Source organism: Mesoterricola silvestris (assembly GCF_030295405.1).
GTDB classification, from domain to species: domain Bacteria; phylum Acidobacteriota; class Holophagae; order Holophagales; family Holophagaceae; genus Mesoterricola; species Mesoterricola silvestris.
This window is the reverse complement of the sequence record NZ_AP027080.1, coordinates 1,791,969-1,806,602: the sequence shown is the minus strand read 5'-3', so window position 1 is coordinate 1,806,602 and position 14,634 is coordinate 1,791,969. Positions and strand designations below refer to the sequence as shown.

Annotated in this window: 19 protein-coding genes; 10 read left to right on the top strand and 9 right to left on the bottom strand. The window is 67.2% G+C overall.

All coding sequences use genetic code 11. The features are described 5' to 3' along the window. Window positions 1-17 precede the first annotated feature (17 nt). Genes R2J76_RS07605 through R2J76_RS07595 form a run of 3 tightly spaced genes read left to right on the top strand, consistent with a single transcriptional unit; the run spans window position 18 to window position 820 of the window. Window positions 18-326: a hypothetical protein gene (locus tag R2J76_RS07605; RefSeq protein ID WP_316415229.1), complete on the top strand. Its 309-nt coding sequence runs from the start codon at window positions 18-20 to the stop codon at window positions 324-326. Between the two features lie 32 nt (window positions 327-358). Then, the gene (locus R2J76_RS07600; RefSeq protein ID WP_316415228.1) at window positions 359-619 is read left to right on the top strand and encodes a hypothetical protein; all 261 of its coding nucleotides are present in this window, start codon (window positions 359-361) and stop codon (window positions 617-619) included. A 9-nt stretch (window positions 620-628) separates the two neighbouring features. After that, window positions 629-820, top strand: a complete 192-nt coding sequence (locus R2J76_RS07595; RefSeq protein WP_316415227.1) for a hypothetical protein — start codon at window positions 629-631, stop codon at window positions 818-820. Between the two features lie 8 nt (window positions 821-828). Here the strand turns inward: R2J76_RS07595 and R2J76_RS07590 are convergent, their stop codons facing one another. Further along, window positions 829-1,071 (bottom strand): hypothetical protein, encoded by a 243-nt coding sequence (locus R2J76_RS07590; RefSeq protein WP_316415226.1) that lies wholly within the window; start codon window positions 1,069-1,071, stop codon window positions 829-831. 85 nt (window positions 1,072-1,156) lie between these two features. Here R2J76_RS07590 and R2J76_RS07585 point away from each other — a divergent pair, with 85 nt between their 5' ends. Both R2J76_RS07585 and R2J76_RS21540 read left to right on the top strand, forming a co-directional pair. Continuing rightward, the gene (locus R2J76_RS07585) at window positions 1,157-1,429 is read left to right on the top strand and encodes a hypothetical protein (protein ID WP_316415225.1); all 273 of its coding nucleotides are present in this window, start codon (window positions 1,157-1,159) and stop codon (window positions 1,427-1,429) included. A 12-nt stretch (window positions 1,430-1,441) separates the two neighbouring features. Continuing rightward, a complete protein-coding gene (locus R2J76_RS21540) occupies window positions 1,442-1,648 on the top strand; it encodes a helix-turn-helix domain-containing protein (protein WP_394366789.1) in 207 nt (68 codons plus the stop codon). On the opposite strand, the gene R2J76_RS07580 is transcribed toward R2J76_RS21540, so the two are convergent. After that, window positions 1,645-2,892 (bottom strand): tyrosine-type recombinase/integrase, encoded by a 1,248-nt coding sequence (locus R2J76_RS07580; protein ID WP_316415224.1) that lies wholly within the window; start codon window positions 2,890-2,892, stop codon window positions 1,645-1,647. The genes R2J76_RS21540 and R2J76_RS07580 overlap by 4 nt on opposite strands. 166 nt (window positions 2,893-3,058) lie before the next feature. Here R2J76_RS07580 and R2J76_RS07575 point away from each other — a divergent pair, with 166 nt between their 5' ends. The 5 genes from R2J76_RS07575 (at window position 3,059) to fbaA (ending at window position 6,886) form a co-directional block, all read left to right on the top strand. Continuing rightward, complete coding sequence (locus R2J76_RS07575) at window positions 3,059-3,664, top strand: hypothetical protein (RefSeq protein ID WP_316415223.1); 606 nt, start codon at window positions 3,059-3,061, stop codon at window positions 3,662-3,664. Window positions 3,665-3,784: 120 nt separating this feature from the next. Next, window positions 3,785-4,441, top strand: a complete 657-nt coding sequence (gene pgsA / locus R2J76_RS07570; protein ID WP_316415222.1) for a CDP-diacylglycerol--glycerol-3-phosphate 3-phosphatidyltransferase — start codon at window positions 3,785-3,787, stop codon at window positions 4,439-4,441. 7 nt (window positions 4,442-4,448) lie between these two features. Then, window positions 4,449-5,066: a DUF502 domain-containing protein gene (locus tag R2J76_RS07565; RefSeq protein WP_316415221.1), complete on the top strand. Its 618-nt coding sequence runs from the start codon at window positions 4,449-4,451 to the stop codon at window positions 5,064-5,066. Then, complete coding sequence (locus R2J76_RS07560) at window positions 5,063-5,791, top strand: SDR family NAD(P)-dependent oxidoreductase (protein WP_316415220.1); 729 nt, start codon at window positions 5,063-5,065, stop codon at window positions 5,789-5,791. The genes R2J76_RS07565 and R2J76_RS07560 overlap by 4 nt, the downstream gene beginning before the upstream one ends. Before the next feature lie 66 nt (window positions 5,792-5,857). After that, window positions 5,858-6,886 (top strand): class II fructose-bisphosphate aldolase, encoded by a 1,029-nt coding sequence (gene fbaA / locus R2J76_RS07555; RefSeq protein WP_316415219.1) that lies wholly within the window; start codon window positions 5,858-5,860, stop codon window positions 6,884-6,886. Between the two features lie 244 nt (window positions 6,887-7,130). On the opposite strand, the gene aqpZ is transcribed toward fbaA, so the two are convergent. The 7 genes from aqpZ to hcp all read right to left on the bottom strand — a co-directional run bounded on the left by aqpZ (window position 7,131) and on the right by hcp (window position 14,546). Further along, window positions 7,131-7,838, bottom strand: a complete 708-nt coding sequence (aqpZ, locus tag R2J76_RS07550; RefSeq protein ID WP_316415218.1) for an aquaporin Z — start codon at window positions 7,836-7,838, stop codon at window positions 7,131-7,133. A gap of 92 nt (window positions 7,839-7,930) precedes the next feature. Then, entirely contained in the window at window positions 7,931-8,386 is a 456-nt protein-coding gene (locus R2J76_RS07545) for an RrF2 family transcriptional regulator (protein ID WP_316415217.1), read from the bottom strand. A gap of 24 nt (window positions 8,387-8,410) precedes the next feature. Further along, the gene (locus tag R2J76_RS07540) at window positions 8,411-8,860 is read right to left on the bottom strand and encodes a hypothetical protein (protein WP_316415216.1); all 450 of its coding nucleotides are present in this window, start codon (window positions 8,858-8,860) and stop codon (window positions 8,411-8,413) included. Next, window positions 8,857-11,184, bottom strand: a complete 2,328-nt coding sequence (locus R2J76_RS07535; RefSeq protein ID WP_316415215.1) for a molybdopterin-dependent oxidoreductase — start codon at window positions 11,182-11,184, stop codon at window positions 8,857-8,859. The genes R2J76_RS07540 and R2J76_RS07535 overlap by 4 nt, the downstream gene beginning before the upstream one ends. A gap of 16 nt (window positions 11,185-11,200) precedes the next feature. Beyond that, on the bottom strand, window positions 11,201-12,694 hold the full coding sequence (locus R2J76_RS07530) for an ammonia-forming cytochrome c nitrite reductase subunit c552 (protein WP_316415214.1): 1,494 nt from the start codon (window positions 12,692-12,694) through the stop codon (window positions 11,201-11,203). A 45-nt stretch (window positions 12,695-12,739) separates the two neighbouring features. Beyond that, entirely contained in the window at window positions 12,740-13,231 is a 492-nt protein-coding gene (gene nrfH, locus R2J76_RS07525; protein ID WP_316415213.1) for a cytochrome c nitrite reductase small subunit, read from the bottom strand. A gap of 34 nt (window positions 13,232-13,265) precedes the next feature. After that, window positions 13,266-14,546 (bottom strand): hydroxylamine reductase, encoded by a 1,281-nt coding sequence (gene hcp / locus R2J76_RS07520; protein WP_316415212.1) that lies wholly within the window; start codon window positions 14,544-14,546, stop codon window positions 13,266-13,268. Between the last annotated feature and the right edge of the window lie 88 nt (window positions 14,547-14,634).

Sequence of the window (14,634 nt, the reverse complement as noted above, 5' to 3'; positions counted from 1 at the left end):
CATGAAAGGAGCACACCATGACCCCAGATCCAGAGATCGTCACCCAGATGCGGAAGGCGCTGCGGGAGTGCCGCGAAGTCCTTGCGCTCTGCACCACGGAGCCCACCTACCCGAAGGACACGCCCGAATACATCCCGACCCGCAACCTGTGCGACCGCTACGGCTACGGCGCAGTCATGGCTGCGGCGTCCACTGCCTGGATGGAGCGGATGAAGGCCGAGGGCTACCCAGAGGGCGGCGCACACACCGCCGGTCCCTGCGCCAGCACCGTGAAAGCCACCCTGGACCTCATTGACGACACCATCACGGCGTCTCTCGCTCGCTGATGTCCAAAATCCACCCGCCCAAGGAGGGCAACGTGACCCAGGAAGAAATCTACGACCAGAAAATCTCGCCCCTCATGAAGCAGATCATCGCGGTCTGCAAGGAACACAAAATCCCCATGGTTGCGTCCTTCGACTGCCCCAATGATGAACCGGAAATCGGGGATTCCCTGCGCTGCACGACCGCCCTGTTCGGAGATGAATTCATCGGCAAGCAGGACGGCTTCAAGGAAGCCTTCCGAATCCTGAAGCGCCAGCCCGAGTGCTTTGCCATCACCGTCATGGGCGCGAAGTAGCGCCTGTCCATGAGTGAACGCCTGCTCCGAGTGACCGCCCCGCATTTCGTTGCGGGTGCTGTGTGGACCTTCAAGGGCAATGCCTGGGTCTGCACGGAAGCCGCCCCCATCCTCCGCTGGATGGTCGGGCTTGGGGCGGTCGCCATGGCACACCGCCGCCCGAAGCTGGAGCGCAAGGGCTGGCGTTTCGAATGGCTGTAGATGTTCATTCACCGCTCGATCCGAAGCCGCACCTTCCCGCCTCCAATGCCCTCCCACTTCGCACTTGGGACCATCCGAAGGCAGTCCTCAAGGAGAACGAACGGCGTATTGCCTCTGGCGTGCAGCGGCAGACAGTTCCATTCCGCCTCAATAGAGGCCATATCCAGAACGGCCTCGCCCTTTTCGAGCAGTTCTCGCAGGGCCGGGACAATAGCGGCCTCTTTCAGTTCGTGAGCGGTGAACAAATCCATGGAGTTTCCCTTCCAAGGTGGGGTTGATCGTCAACCCGGAAGTAATTATCCCATGCCCTCTTTTCCGCCTTCCCAGGAGCAAGCCGTGAACGATTGCTACACCACCACCATGCTCCCGTTCCCCTACCGTGGGCGGGCCCAAGTCCTGCACGGCACATGGGGATTGCGCGGCGTCTATGTGGCCATCACCATCCGCATCAAAGGGTCGGCATGGGTGTGCCATCCCAAGAATTCTGGCGACAAATGGCACATCGAGGGCCGCTACGGATCTAAGGTGGCCCTTTGGGAGAACGCCAGGCCGCCCCGCAGTATCCGCAAGGCCGCGAAGATGGCGCTTCGCCACTTCCTCAACCGATGATCCAGGAGACATATGAACGCTCCCATCCCCATTGAACCTGACCCCTGGCTCACATCTGCGGAGGTGTCCGAAATCTACAAAATTAGCGTCCCCACCCTCTGCATCTGGAGAGGGAAACGCATCGGTCCACCGTTCCGTCAACTAGGCCGAGCCATCCATTACCGCAAGTCGGATGTGGATGCTTTCATCAAAACGCACATGGTTCAAACGGCCAGCTAGACCATGCTGGTTTCACCCGCCCCGACTCGCACCCCGAGCCGGGGCTTTTTGCCGTTTAGGGCCGCGCTGATCCATGCGGAAGTGGCTTCGGATGCCTGGGCCAGGATGCCTCCTGGGGATAAGTGGATATAGGTGGCTTGCATCCCCGGGAGTTTGTGGCCCACGAGAACGTCCATATCAGCGGGAGGGAATCCAAGTTCGACTCCTACCGTCTCAAAGGTCCGTCTGAAATCGTGGATCCAAACATCCGGGACCTTCGCCGCTGTTTTGACATCGGCCCACCACGAGTCCAGCGACACGGCTCGGAAATGGCCCAGTTTACGTCCGCGCCAAACCCAAGGTCCTACATGCCCCGCTTGGGCTTTCAGAATCTCACCCATGGATGAGTTGATCGGGATGACTTTGGAACGTGAGATTTTCTTGGTTTTGTGCTCTGTGATGGTAACGGACATGGCATTCCAATTGATATCGCTCCAGGTCACGGCTACGGCCTCGCCCACGCGCATGCCTGAGACGGCAATCAAGCGAATGATGTCGGCCTTGTGGCCTTCTCCCAGGGACGCTCCGATGCGTTCCAGTTCGTCCGCAGTGATGACCCTTTCCCGATCTTCAGATCGGACAACTTTGACACCCCTACAAGGGTTCATGACCCGCTGGCGCCAGCCAATATCCGAGGCGTAGTCCAGAAGGCTGGAGACAAGATCAACGCAGAACCCAGCCGTGATCCTGATGCCCTTGGCTTCGATAGCTCGGTGCATGGCCACGATATCCTTGTGAGTCAGATCCTCAACCAGCCGCTTCCCAATGAGCGGCTGAATGTGATTTTCGAGATATCCCTTGTAATTCTGCTGGGATCGTTTGGCCAGTTCCCGATATCCCACGGAGGCAAGGTAGTCCTTTGCCAGGGCATCGAAATCGTGAGGGTTGCGCTTGGCCTTAACTTCGGCGCGGATGTCTTTCCCCTCGTCATGCAACTTGCGCAGTTTCCCGGCCTCGATCCGCGCAGCATGCACCGTCCAGACCTCGCCGGGGTCCCCGCCTGGGATAGCTTGATGGTATTCTCCAATCCTTACCCAAATCTGTTTCCCAGCCCTGCGAGCTACGAACCACCAGCACCGATTCCCGGCAGGCGTGATGACCAACGCAAGACCTAGTTCGCTCGCGTCCCAAAGGGTGACCTTGGTTGGGCCGGGTTTAGTTCGCTGGCACAGGGTAGGCGTCAGGGCGATGTTTGACCGTTTCATGGTGGAACAGACCCCCCTCAGAGTGGAACAGGATAACTCGTTCCACGCTGGTTCCACTCTCCGGATGAACAATTGCAAAGGCAGAAAAGACATCAAACATATAACACCTGCACACCCAATCTATGGATGAACGCAGCAAAAACCACATAACTATGGAAACAGTAAAATGGATATACTGACCCTGGAGCTCTTCGATGTCACCGTCTCCGAGGCCCTCCGGGAGGTGAACCGGGTGCTGGAGGACCACCCCGGCCTTCCCCTGCGCATCGTCATCGGCGGCGACGACATGCTCCTGCACAACGTGCAGCGGTTCCTGGAGCGCTCGGGACGCACCGCCACCCCCTTCCGGGAGGGCTCGGGCTGGCGCGTCGAGACGGCGTCCCGGGACGCGCCGGCGCCGGCCCTGGCCCGCGCCCCGGAGCCCGCCGTGCGCGTCATCCCCGCCCCGGCCCCGGCCGCGCCCAGGCCCCTCCTGCTCACCCGGGCCGCCCTGGGCGACGGCAACGGCGGCGTGGGCCGGCGCCTGCTCCTGGGCGTCCTGCGTGAACTGGACCCCCAGGTGCCCTGGGTGGCCCTGGCCCTGGAGGCCACCGGCCTGCTGGAGGATCCCGAGGCCCTGGCGCTCCTGACGGCCCTCCAGGCCCGGGGCACCCCGGTGCGGGTGTCCCGGGGGAGCCTGCTCTTCCCGGACGGGCCCGGGGGCGCCTTCGAGGTCATCGAGGACTCCCAGTGGCAGCGCCTCGCCGGCAAAGGGGAATTGACGATACTATAAATAATTTAAGACAAGTCCTTCGATGGGTTGAACCGGCTCCGGAGCCGGTAGACTGGAGTTTCAACCCGCTAGACCCTTCCACCGTCCAAGGACGAGAGCCCAGAAAGCGCCGATTTCCCCATGACCGTACCGAACTACCTGACCCTCGCCCGAATCCTCATGGTGCCCATCCTCGTGGTGGTGCTCCTGACGCGGGTCACCAACCACGAAATCATCGGCGTCCTGGTCTTCTGGGCCGCGAGCCTCACGGACCTCCTGGACGGGTACCTGGCCCGGAAGTGGGGCCAGGTGACCACCCTGGGCAAGCTGCTCGATCCCCTCGCGGACAAGCTCCTCATCATGGGGGCCCTCATCAGCCTGGTGGAGCTGGACATGGCGCCGGCCTGGATGACCTTCATCATCCTGGGCCGGGAGATGGCCATCACGGGGCTGCGGGGCATCGCCAGCGAGGAGGGCGTCACCATCGCCGCCGAGCGCCTGGGGAAATGGAAGCTGGGCTTCCAGATCGCCTCCATCTCCTGCCTCCTCCTGGGCCCCAAGCTCGACCTCTGGCTCCTGGAGTGGACGCACCTCGGGATCTTCCGCTTCTTCATCAGGTTCCCCAGGCCCTACAGCTTCTTCTGGGGCATGGGCGTGCTGCTCCTGTGGGTCGCCATGATCCTCTCGGTGTGGAGCGCCGTCACCTACTTCCGGAAGTTCTGGCACAAGCTGGGCCACAGCCTCCTGACGGGCCACGGGCGGCTATCGGCCCACGAATCCCCCGACCGGATCGGGTGAGGCGGCCATGTTCAGGAAATACCTTCTCGCCGGTTTCTTCACCCTGCTGCCCGCGGTGGTGACGTTCTGGATCCTCCGGGCCATCTTCAACTCCCTGGTGGACATCTTCCGGGGCCCGGCCTCGGTGATCGCCGCCATGCTCCACCTGCCCGTGCCGCCCCCCTGGGGCCTGGCCCTCATCTCCGCCACCGCGACCATCTCCCTCCTGCTCCTGGCCGGGGCCCTGGTGGGCAACTTCGTGGGTCGGCAGATCCTCGCGTGGCTGGACGAGCTGGTGATGTACATCCCGGTCGTCAAGGGCATCTACGGCGCCACCAAGCAGCTCATGAGCGCCATCCAGAGCGGCCAGGGCGGGTCCTTCAAGGAGGTCGTGCGGGTGGAATGGCCCCGGCCCGGCGCCTACACCCTGGGCTTCGTGGCCCACCGCGACTGCGGCTGGGCCGGCTTCGACCCGGGCGACGAGATGGTGGCCGTCTACATCCCCACCGCCCCCAACCCCACCTCCGGCTACGTGATCATGGTGCCCGCCTCCACGATCACGCCCATGCCCCTGAGCCCCGAGCAGGCCCTCACCTGGGCCATCTCCGGCGGCGTGGTGACGCCCACCGGCGTCAAGGCCCCGTGAAGCCCTTCCTGGGCAGGCGCATCCTGGTGACGGGGGCCGGCTCGGGGATCGGCAGGGCCTGCGCCCGGCGCCTGGAGGCCCTGGGGGCCGAGCTCATCCTGGCGGGGCGGCGCGCCGAGCTCCTGCGGGAGACCCTCCCCCACGCCCGCCACGTCCCCCTGGACCACACCCGGGACGAGGACGTCCAGGCCTTCGCCCGGGACTGCCCGCCTCTCGACGGCATGGTCCTGGCCGCGGGTTCCCTGCTCACCGGCGGCGTGGAGGGGACCTCGGCCCCCGCCTTCGACCGCATGATCGCGTCCAACCTCAAGGGCCCCTGGCTCCTGTGCCACCACCTGGGCCCCAGCCTCCGGGACGCGGCCAGCGTCGTGCTGGTGGGTTCCAACGTGGGCATCCGGGCCATTCCCGACAGCGCCGCCTACTGCGTGGCCAAGGCCGGCCTGCACATGCTGGCCCAGGTGCTGGCCCTGGAGTGGGCCCCCCGGGGCATCCGCTGCAACGCCGTCGCCCCCGGCCCCGTGCACACCGCCATGGTGGACGCGCGGCTCCGGTCCGCGCCCGATCCCGCGGCGGCCCTCCACGCGCTGGCCCAGGTCAATCCCATGCGCCGCCTCGGGCGGGAGGAGGAGGTGGCCGCGCTGGCCATCCACCTCCTGGGGGACGAGAGCCGCTGGACCACGGGCACGGTGATCCCCATCGACGGCGGCGCAAGCGCCGTCTTCTGAGCCGGCATTGCCCCGGGCCCCGCCCAGGTGTCAAACTGGACCGACCTGACCAGAAAGAGGATTCCGATGCCGGTTGTCACCCCCGCCCAGTACCGCACGATGCTCGACAAGGCCCAGCAAGGGAAGTACGCCTACGCCGCCTTCAACGTCACCTCCACCGAGACCGCCAACGCCGTGCTCCTGGGCCTCAAGACCGCCAAGGCCGACGGCATCGTCCAGATCTCCACCGGCGGCGCCGAGTTCATGAGCGGCCTGGGCGTCAAGACCATGGCCTACGGCGCCATCGCCCTGGCCCAGTACGTGCACTACATGGCCCAGCACTACGAGGTGAACGTGGCCCTGCACACGGACCACTGCCACCCCAAGTACCTCGAGACCTTCGTGCTCCCCCTCATCGCCGAGACCGAGCGCCGCCGCGCCGCGGGCCAGGGCAACCTCTTCAACGGCCACATGTTCGACGGCTCCGAACTGCCCCTGGACGAGAACATCAAGCGCTCCACGGAGCTCCTCAAGCGCTGCGCCGCCAGCGAGATCATCCTGGAAGTGGAGACCGGCGTCGTGGGCGGCGAGGAGGACGGCCACGACACCAGCGGCGTGCCCAAGGACAAGCTCTACACCACCCCCGAGGACATGGTGGAGGTGCACAAGGCCCTCTCCCCCCTGGGCCAGTACCTCCTGGCCGCCACCTTCGGCAACGTCCACGGCGTCTACAAGCCCGGCAACGTCGTCCTGCGCCCCGAGATCCTCCGGGACGGCCAGGCCGCCATCGCCAAGGCCTTCCCCGGCCAGCGCGGCCGCCTCGTCTTCCACGGCGGCTCCGGCTCCACCCTGGCCGAGATCCACGCCACCCTGGACTACGGCGTGGTGAAGATGAACGTCGACACCGACACCCAGTACGCCTTCACCCGCGCCATCGCCGGGCACATGTTCAAGAACTACGACGGCGTCCTGAAGGTGGACGGCGAAGTGGGCGACAAGAAGGCCTACGATCCGCGCCCCTACATGAAGAAGGCCGAGCAGAGCATGGCCGACCGGGTCGTCCGCGCCTGCGAGGACCTGCGCAGCGCAGGGAAGATGCTCGGCACCATCCAGTAGCCGGATCCCGGTAGACCGCCCCCGACCGGAACTTCAGCCAAGGATGGACCGCGCTTCGGTTTTCATCCCTTTCATCCCTTTCATCCTGTCCATCCCCGTTCCCGCAGGGCCGGCGACGGGTATGCCGGCGCACCGCTCACCTGCGTACCCCGACCCATCCCGGCTATGGCCCTGCGGGAACAGGGATGGGCAGGATGAAAGGGATTAAAGGGATGGTTTGGATCCGATTTCGGGAACAGCGCGGTCAGCTGGCGGCGTCCGCATCCTTGTTCAACCTGGGGAACACGAACCCCGCGGCGGCGGCGCCCAGGAGGGGGGCCACCCAGAAGAGCCACAGCTGGCCCAGCGCCCAGCCCCCTTCCGCGAAGAAGGCCACGCCGGTGCTGCGGGCGGGGTTCACGCTGGTGTTGGTGACGGGGATGCTCACCAGGTGGATGAGGGTGAGGCAGAGGCCGATGGCCAGGGGCGCGAAGCCCGCGGGGGCGCGCTTGGAGGTGGCCCCGAGGATCACGAAGAGGAAGAAGAAGGTCATCACCACCTCCGTGAGGAAGGCGGATCCCAGGGAGTACTGGCCGGGGCTGTGGATGCCGTACCCGTTGCATGCGAAGCCCCCGGCCTGGAACAGGGGCTTGCCCGAGGCGATGAGGTAGAGCACGCAGCCCGCGAGGATGGCCCCGGCGACCTGGGCGGCCCAGTAGGGAACGACGTCCTTCCAGGCGAAGCGGCCCCCCACGGCCAGGCCCAGGGTCACGGCCGGGTTCAGGTGGCAACCGGAGATGGGGCCCACGGCGTAGGCCATGGTGACGACGGTGAGGCCGAAGGCCAGGCTCACGCCGTGGAGGCCGATGCCCACCCCGGGGAAGGCCGCGGCCAGCACGGCGCTGCCGCAGCCGCCCAGGACCAGCCAGAAGGTGCCGAAAACTTCCGCGGACAGACGATTCGTCAAGGGCATGGGGCCTCCTCGGGAACGGGTGCTTGAATGGAAAATGCACCTGCATTCTAGGTTCACCCCGCCGATTTTCCAGCCCAAAGTGGCCGGGGCGTTCAGAGCCCTTCCGCCGCCTGGCATTTCACCCGGGGCACCACCTTGAGGGTGGACAGGTCCAGGTGGTACAGGTCGTTGATGGTCACCCCGGCCATGGTGTGGTCCAGGGTGGCCTTGGCGTCGCACCAGGCCACGTGCAGGGGGCAGGGCCTGCCCCTGCTCAGGCAGTCCGTGAAGCCCATGACGCAGACGGTGGTGGTGTCCATGGTGTTCAGGATGGCCACCACCTCGCCCACGGTGATGGAGGCCGCGGGCCGCGCCAGGCGGAAGCCGCCGTGGGGGCCCCGCATGGATTCCAGGATGCCCCCGTGGGCGAGGGTCTGGAGCACCTTGGCCAGGTAGGGCCCGGGCAGCTCCACCCGGCCCGCCAGGTCCTTGGCGAGCAGGTAGGACCCGTCCTCGGGCAGAGCCGAAAGCGCCCGCAGGGCGTACCCGGTGGCCATGGAGTAGAGCATCGCCTGTCCCTCGATCCCCTGAGCCTACCCCTGAACGAGGTGGCAGGAAAGACAGTTGGCCCGTTCCGGGTGCGGATTGCGCCTCATGCCGGGATGGGCCTCCCGCCCGTGGCAGGCCTGGCAGTTCTCGCGCATGGCCACGGGGTGGGGCAGCGCGGGCGGGGCCCCCGGGTAGGCCCGGGCGCCCCGGGCCCGGGAGGCGGGCTCGCCCCTGAAGGCGTTGGGGCGCAGGGGCGCGGCCTTGCCCGACGGCACGTGGCAGGACTGGCACCAGCCCCCCACCTTGTGGGGGACGGCCGGCACGCCGCCCTGGATCTCCCGGCCATGGCAGTCCGTGCAGGCCGTGCCCGGGTCGAGGGCGTGGGGGATGACCGGCGGGGCGTAGGCGTGGAGGCGCCCGGGGGCCTTGGCGGCAAGGGCCGACCCGCCCAGGACGGCCCCGGCCAGGAGCAGGGAGATCGCCAGGGTTCTCATGCCTTCTCCACCCGGCAGGCGCACTTCTTGTAGTCCGGCTCGGCGCTGATGGGGCAGATGCTGTCCTGGGTCACGGCGTTGATGAGCTGGCTCTCGTCGAAGAACGACGTGTAGACCGTCCCCCGGGGCACCTTCCCCCGGGCCGCGAAGCGGCACGGCAGGGTGACGCTGCCCCGGCGGGAGGTGACCTTCACCTGGCCGCCGTCGGCCACGCCCAGGGCCTTTGCGTCCTCCGGGTGGATCTCCAGGAAGCCCCCGGGCTGGGCGCGGTTCAGCTGGGGCACGCGCCGGGTCATGGTGCCGGTGTGCCAATGCTCCAGCATGCGGCCCGTGCAGAACCACAGGGGGTACTCCGCGTCCGGAACCTCCGCGGGACCCTCCCAGGGGCGCAGCCACACCACGGCGCGGCCGCCGTCGGCCTTGTTCTTGTAGAAGGACACGCCCTCCCCGGCCTTCACGAAGGGATCCTCCCCCTCCACGTAGCGCCGGGCGGTCTCCCTGCCCTTCACCACGGGCCAGCGCAGGCCCCGGGCGGCCTTGAGCTCCTCGAAGGTCCCCAGGTCCTTGCCGGTGCCCACGGTGAACTGCCGGTACTCCTCGAACAGCTCCTTCACGTACGTGGCGCGGTCCTTGGGGAAGAGGTCCCCCAGGCCCATGCGGCGGGCCACTTCGATGATCTGCCAGTCGTCGGGGAGGCAGCCCTTGGGGGGCTCGGCGAGCTGGTCCCAGTGCTGGGTGCGGCGGTCGCTGTTGCCGAAGAGGCCCTCCCGCTCCACCCACATGGCGCTGGGCAGCACCACGTCGGCGAAGTCCGTGGTCACCGTGGGGTACACGTCGGACACGACGATGAAGCGCCCGTCCTTGCGGGCCCCCTTGCGGTAGCGCTCCACGTTGGGCAGGCTCACGAAGGGGTTGGTCACCTGGATCCACATGCAGGTGATATCGCCCCGGTCCAGGGCCCGGAACATCTCCACGGTGTGGTGGCCGGGCTTGGGGTTGATGCGCTCCACCGGCACCTTCCAGATCCGCGCGGCGATGGCCCGGTGCTCGGGGTTCATGACCACCATGTCCGCCGGAAGCCGGTGGGCCAGGTCCCCCACTTCCCGCACGGTGCCGCAGGCGCTGGGCTGGCCCGTGATGGAGTAGGCCGTGGAGCCCGGCTTGCAGATCTTGCCGGTGAGGAGGTGGAGGTTGTAGATGAGGTTGTTCATCCAGGTGCCGCGGCTGTGCTGGTTGACGCCCATGCACCACACCGACATCACCTTGAGCTTCGGGTCGGCGAAATAGCCCGCCAGCTGCTCCAGGGCGGCCACGGAAAGGCCGCTCACCTTGGCCACGTGCTCGGGGGTGTAGGTCTCCAGGAAGGCCGCGTACTCCTCGAAAGTGGCCTTCTTCGGCTCATCGGCGAATTTCGACTTGTCGGCCAGGCCGTAGCCGATCTGCTCCTTGCCCCGCTTGAAGACCACGTGCCGGGCGATGAAGTCCTTGTCCACGGCGCCCTTCTTCACCAGGAGGTGCGCGATGCCGTTGGCGATGGCCAGGTCGCTCTGGGGGGCCATGAGCAGGTGGGTGTCGGCGAAATCGGAGGTGGGGGTGCGCCGGGTGGCGAGGTCCACGATGCGCTTGGCGGGGTTGGCGCCCTTGCTCTCCAGCACCTGCCCGAAGAGCACGGGGTGCGCCTCGGCCATGTTGTTGCCCCAGAGGATCAGAACGTCGCAGAGCGCCAGGTCCTCGAAGCAGCCCATGGGCTCGTCGCTGCCGAAGGTGCTCATGAACCCGGTGACTGCGCTGGCCATGCACAGCCGCGCATTGGCCTCCACGTTGTTGCTGCCCATGCCGGCCCGGAACCACTTGGTGGCCGCGTAGCCGTCGGTGATCATCCACTGGCCGCTGCCGTAGATGGCCACGGCCTCGGGGCCCTTGGCGGCCAGGGTCTCCTTGAACCGGCGGGCGACCAGGTCCAGGGCCTCGTCCCAGGTGGCCTTCACGAGCTTCCCGCCCTTCCGGATGAGGGGCGTGGTGAGCCGGTCCCCGCCGGTGAGGATGGCGGGGAGGCTGTAGCCCTTGGCGCACAGCAGGCCCTTGGTGCCGGGGTGCTGGTCGTCGCCCTTCACGGCCACCACCCTGCCCTGCCGCGTTCCCACCATCACGCCGCAGCCCACGCCGCAGAAGCGGCAGGGGGCCTTGGCCCAGCGGATGCCGGGGCCCCTGGGGGCCCCCTTGGCCACCGCGGCGGCGGCCAGGGGGGAGGATGCCAGGGTCGCGGCGGTGGCGCAGAGGCCACCCTCGCGAAGGAAATCGCGGCGGGTCAGGGGCTTGGACATGGTGCCTCCGGGGGCCTTACTTCTTGGCGGTCTTGGTCTTGTCCCGCAGGTCGCGCAGGGCGAGCTGGCCCTGGCGGGCGAAATCGATGGCCTCGCCGAGGATGCGGGCCACTTCCTGGGGCGCGTGGAAGCCCATGGAGTTTTCGGCGTTCACGAAGTCCGTGCGCCACTGGGCCTTGCGCTGGAGCTCGAAGATGTCGCCCAGGGCGGTCTCGGGGATGCCGTCGTTCTTGGCCTTCTCCAGGTCGTTGATGAGGGCCACCACGGCGTCCTCGGCGCGGAGCATCAGGGTGTGCGTCTTGTCCTGGATGGCCTCCACCCGGGCCTTGAGCTCGCCCTCGGGGAAGCGGTGGCAGGTCTGGCAGGCCCGGGAGATGTTGAGCAGGGGGCTGCGCACCTGGTGGTCGCTGATCTTCAGGGCGCCTTCACGCACGTAGGGCATGTGGCAGTCGGCGCAGGCCACCCCGGAGCGGGCGTGGACGCCCTGGCTCCACATCTCGAACTCGGGGTGCTGGGCCTTGAGGACCTCGGCCCCGGTGCGCTTGTGCTTCCAGTCGAAGAACCGGTGCCCGTCGGGGAACTTGTATTCCGAGTAGGTGGCTTCGATCTGCTCGACCTTCAGGCCCTTGTTCCAGGGGAAGAAGAGCGTGGTCTTGGGGCCGCAGTAGTACTCCACGTGGCACTGGCCGCACACCATGGAGCGCAGTTCCTGGCGGGAGGCGTCCCGGTTGGCGTCGTAGTTCCGGCTGCGGTCCCCCTTGCGCCAGGTCTCGATGGAGGGCAGGTGCGGCACGGGTTCCGAGCTCCGGGCCAGGGCGTCGATGCCGTTGATGAAGCCGGGCTTGGTGACGCGCAGGGCCATGGTCTTGGGATCGTGGCAGTCGATGCAGGCCACGGGGTGCTTCACGAGCTTGGTGGCCTCGGCGTAGGGCAGCTTGCCGATGGCCTGGAACCCGGCCTGGAGCTGGGCCTGGGCGTTGGCGCTGTCCAGGGGCTCGGCGAGGGTTCCCGGCGCCCCGGCCTTGAGGCCCGCCTCGCGGTAGGGCACGGTGGTGGAGGCGTGGCAGTGGAGGCAGGCCCCGGGCTGGGGGCGCTCCGTGACGCGCTTGGTGGCGCGCTGGTCGTCCAGCATGAAGGCGTGGCCGCGGCGCTGGCGGTAGTCCAGGGCGAAGGCGTAGCCGTCGAAGATGACCGGCAGGTGCGGATCCTCGGTGAGCTTGCTGATGGCCAGGGTCTCGCTCCCGCCGCCGCCGTACTTGGTGCCCGAGCGTTCAATGGTGCGCAGGTAGCCGTCGTACTGCCGGGGGAAGTTCTTGCCCCAGATGGCGGGGTCCACGGACGTCTCGTCCATTTCCACCACGCGCACGGAGGTCTTGCTGGCCTCGGCCTTGTGCTTGGAGATGCTGGCGTTGAGCAGGAGCACCAGGATGGTGCCCGCCGCGGCCGCGGCGGCGATGAGGCCCAGCCTGAAGGCGGGTCGGTTGAAGAGGGGCGGCTTGGTCTCGGTCATGGTCAGCCTCGCGGGGTCGGGGTGGATGGGGAGGAGGTTCGGGTTTCAGCGGCCATGGCCCACGCCGGGGTGGCAGCGCACGCAGCCGTAGAGGTCGGCGCGGCGCGCGGGATCCGTGGGCACGCCCAGGGTCCCGTGGGCCGTGATCTCGCCCGTGAGGCCCGCGTGACACCGCACGCAGTTGTCTTCCAGCACCTTGGCGTTTCCGGGCTTGATGCGGATGGGATCGGGGTAGCCCCCCATGGTGAAGGCCTGGGAATGGTGCCAGCCGTTGGAGGCCTTCACGAAGTACTTGTTCACGATGTTGTTGTGCGGAAGGTGGCAGTCGTTGCACGTGGCCACCGCGTGGTGGGACCCGTGCAGCCACCCGTCGTAGTTCTCCTGCATGACATGGCAGTTCACGCACACCGCCGGATTGTCGGAGAGGTACGACGTCCCGTTGGCGGCGACGAAGGTGTAGACGCCGGACCCGAAGAACACCCCGAGGAGAATCGGGATGGCCAGACCCAGGATGAGAACGGAGCTCTTGGCTTTCACGGGGAATTCCTCGGATTGGGGGGTCGCGGGGGAATCATACCAGGGCCATATCGGCCTTGGCGTCGGTTCCGGTGAGTTTCAGGCCGTAGGCGTCCTGGAGCACCTTGAAGACGTTCGGGCTGAGGAACGCGGGAGCGGCGGGGCCCACCGCGATGTTCTTCACGCCCAGGTGCAGCAGGGTGAGGAGCACGGCCACGGCCTTCTGCTCGAACCATGAAAGGACAATCGTCAGGGGCAGGTCATTGACGCCGCACTGGAGGGCCCCGGCCAGCCCGACGGCCACCTGGATGGCGCCGTAGGCGTTGTTGCACTGCCCCATGTCCAGGAGGCGCGGCAGGCCCAGGAGCGTGCCGTAGTCGTGGTCCAGGATGCGGAACTTGCCGCAGCCCAGGGTGAGGATGAAGGAGGTGGCGGGGGCGTTCTTCGCGAAGTCGCTGAAGTAGTTGCGGCCGGGCTCGGCCCCGTCGCAGCCGCCGATGACGAAGAAGCGCGTCACCTCCCCCTTGGCCACCGCGTCCAGGATGGCCGGCGCCGCGCCGAGGATCACGCTGTGGTGGAAGCCCACGGTGAGGGCGGGCCCCGTGCGCTCGGGGAGCGGCCCCAGGGCCTTGGCCCGGGCGATGACCGCGGAGAAATCGTCGCCCCGCAGCCGCGTGCCGCCGGGGACCGCCGTGACGCGGGTGGTGAACACCCGGTCCTTGTAGGATTCCCGGGGCTCCAGGATGCAGTTGGTGGTGGCCAGGATGGCGCCGCCGAAGGCCTCGAACTCGGTCTTCTGAAGCTGCCAGGCCCCGCCGAAGTGGCCGGCGAGATGGGGATGGTTCTTCAGGACGGGATACATGTGGGCCGGCAGCATCTCGCCGTGGGTGTAGACCAGCACGTCGGTGCCCTCCACCTGGGCCAGGAGGTGCTCCAGGTCCAGGAGATCGTGGCCCGTGACGAGGATGCCGGGCCGCGGCCGGGTGCCGGTGGCCACCTGGCCGACGGCGGGCTGGCCGTAGCGCTCCACGTGGGCCTCGTCCAGCATCTGCATGACCCGCAGGTTCTGCTTGCCGCACTCCAGCACCAGTTCCAGGAGGCTGGGCACGTCGAAGTTGACGTTGGTCATGGTGGCGAAGAGGGCCTCCTCGGTGAAGGCCGAGACGGCCTCGTCCACCTTTCCCAGGCGCCGCGCGTGGTGGGCGTAGGCGGCCATCCCCTTCAGGCCGTAGAGCAGCGTCTCCTGCAGGGACTGGACGTCCTCGTCCTTGCCGCAGATGCCGAAATCCTCGCAGCCGGTGCCTTTGGCAGCCTGCTCACACTGGTTGCAGAACATGGTTTCCTCCAAGAATCCTGGGAACAGCGTCCCAAGGGGGCGGGGTCGGGCGCCTTGATGGGCGTCAAGGATCCGCGTTATTTGAGAA

Excerpts from the sequence above, each read along its gene's own strand:
- R2J76_RS07595 (WP_316415227.1), top strand. The coding sequence starts at position 629 with ATGAGTGAACGCCTGCTCCGAGTGACCGCCCCGCATTTCGTTGCGGGT.
- R2J76_RS07575 (WP_316415223.1), top strand. The coding sequence starts at position 3,059 with ATGGATATACTGACCCTGGAGCTCTTCGATGTCACCGTCTCCGAGGCC.
- R2J76_RS07565 (WP_316415221.1), top strand. The coding sequence starts at position 4,449 with ATGTTCAGGAAATACCTTCTCGCCGGTTTCTTCACCCTGCTGCCCGCG.
- R2J76_RS07590 (WP_316415226.1), bottom strand. The coding sequence starts at position 1,071 with ATGGATTTGTTCACCGCTCACGAACTGAAAGAGGCCGCTATTGTCCCG.
- R2J76_RS07540 (WP_316415216.1), bottom strand. The coding sequence starts at position 8,860 with ATGAGAACCCTGGCGATCTCCCTGCTCCTGGCCGGGGCCGTCCTGGGC.
- R2J76_RS07580 (WP_316415224.1), bottom strand. The coding sequence starts at position 2,892 with ATGAAACGGTCAAACATCGCCCTGACGCCTACCCTGTGCCAGCGAACT.
- aqpZ (WP_316415218.1), bottom strand. The coding sequence starts at position 7,838 with ATGCCCTTGACGAATCGTCTGTCCGCGGAAGTTTTCGGCACCTTCTGG.
- pgsA (WP_316415222.1), top strand. The coding sequence starts at position 3,785 with ATGACCGTACCGAACTACCTGACCCTCGCCCGAATCCTCATGGTGCCC.
- R2J76_RS07535 (WP_316415215.1), bottom strand. The coding sequence starts at position 11,184 with ATGTCCAAGCCCCTGACCCGCCGCGATTTCCTTCGCGAGGGTGGCCTC.
- R2J76_RS07605 (WP_316415229.1), top strand. The coding sequence starts at position 18 with ATGACCCCAGATCCAGAGATCGTCACCCAGATGCGGAAGGCGCTGCGG.
- fbaA (WP_316415219.1), top strand. The coding sequence starts at position 5,858 with ATGCCGGTTGTCACCCCCGCCCAGTACCGCACGATGCTCGACAAGGCC.
- R2J76_RS07530 (WP_316415214.1), bottom strand. The coding sequence starts at position 12,694 with ATGACCGAGACCAAGCCGCCCCTCTTCAACCGACCCGCCTTCAGGCTG.
- R2J76_RS21540 (WP_394366789.1), top strand. The coding sequence starts at position 1,442 with ATGAACGCTCCCATCCCCATTGAACCTGACCCCTGGCTCACATCTGCG.
- R2J76_RS07545 (WP_316415217.1), bottom strand. The coding sequence starts at position 8,386 with ATGCTCTACTCCATGGCCACCGGGTACGCCCTGCGGGCGCTTTCGGCT.
- hcp (WP_316415212.1), bottom strand. The coding sequence starts at position 14,546 with ATGTTCTGCAACCAGTGTGAGCAGGCTGCCAAAGGCACCGGCTGCGAG.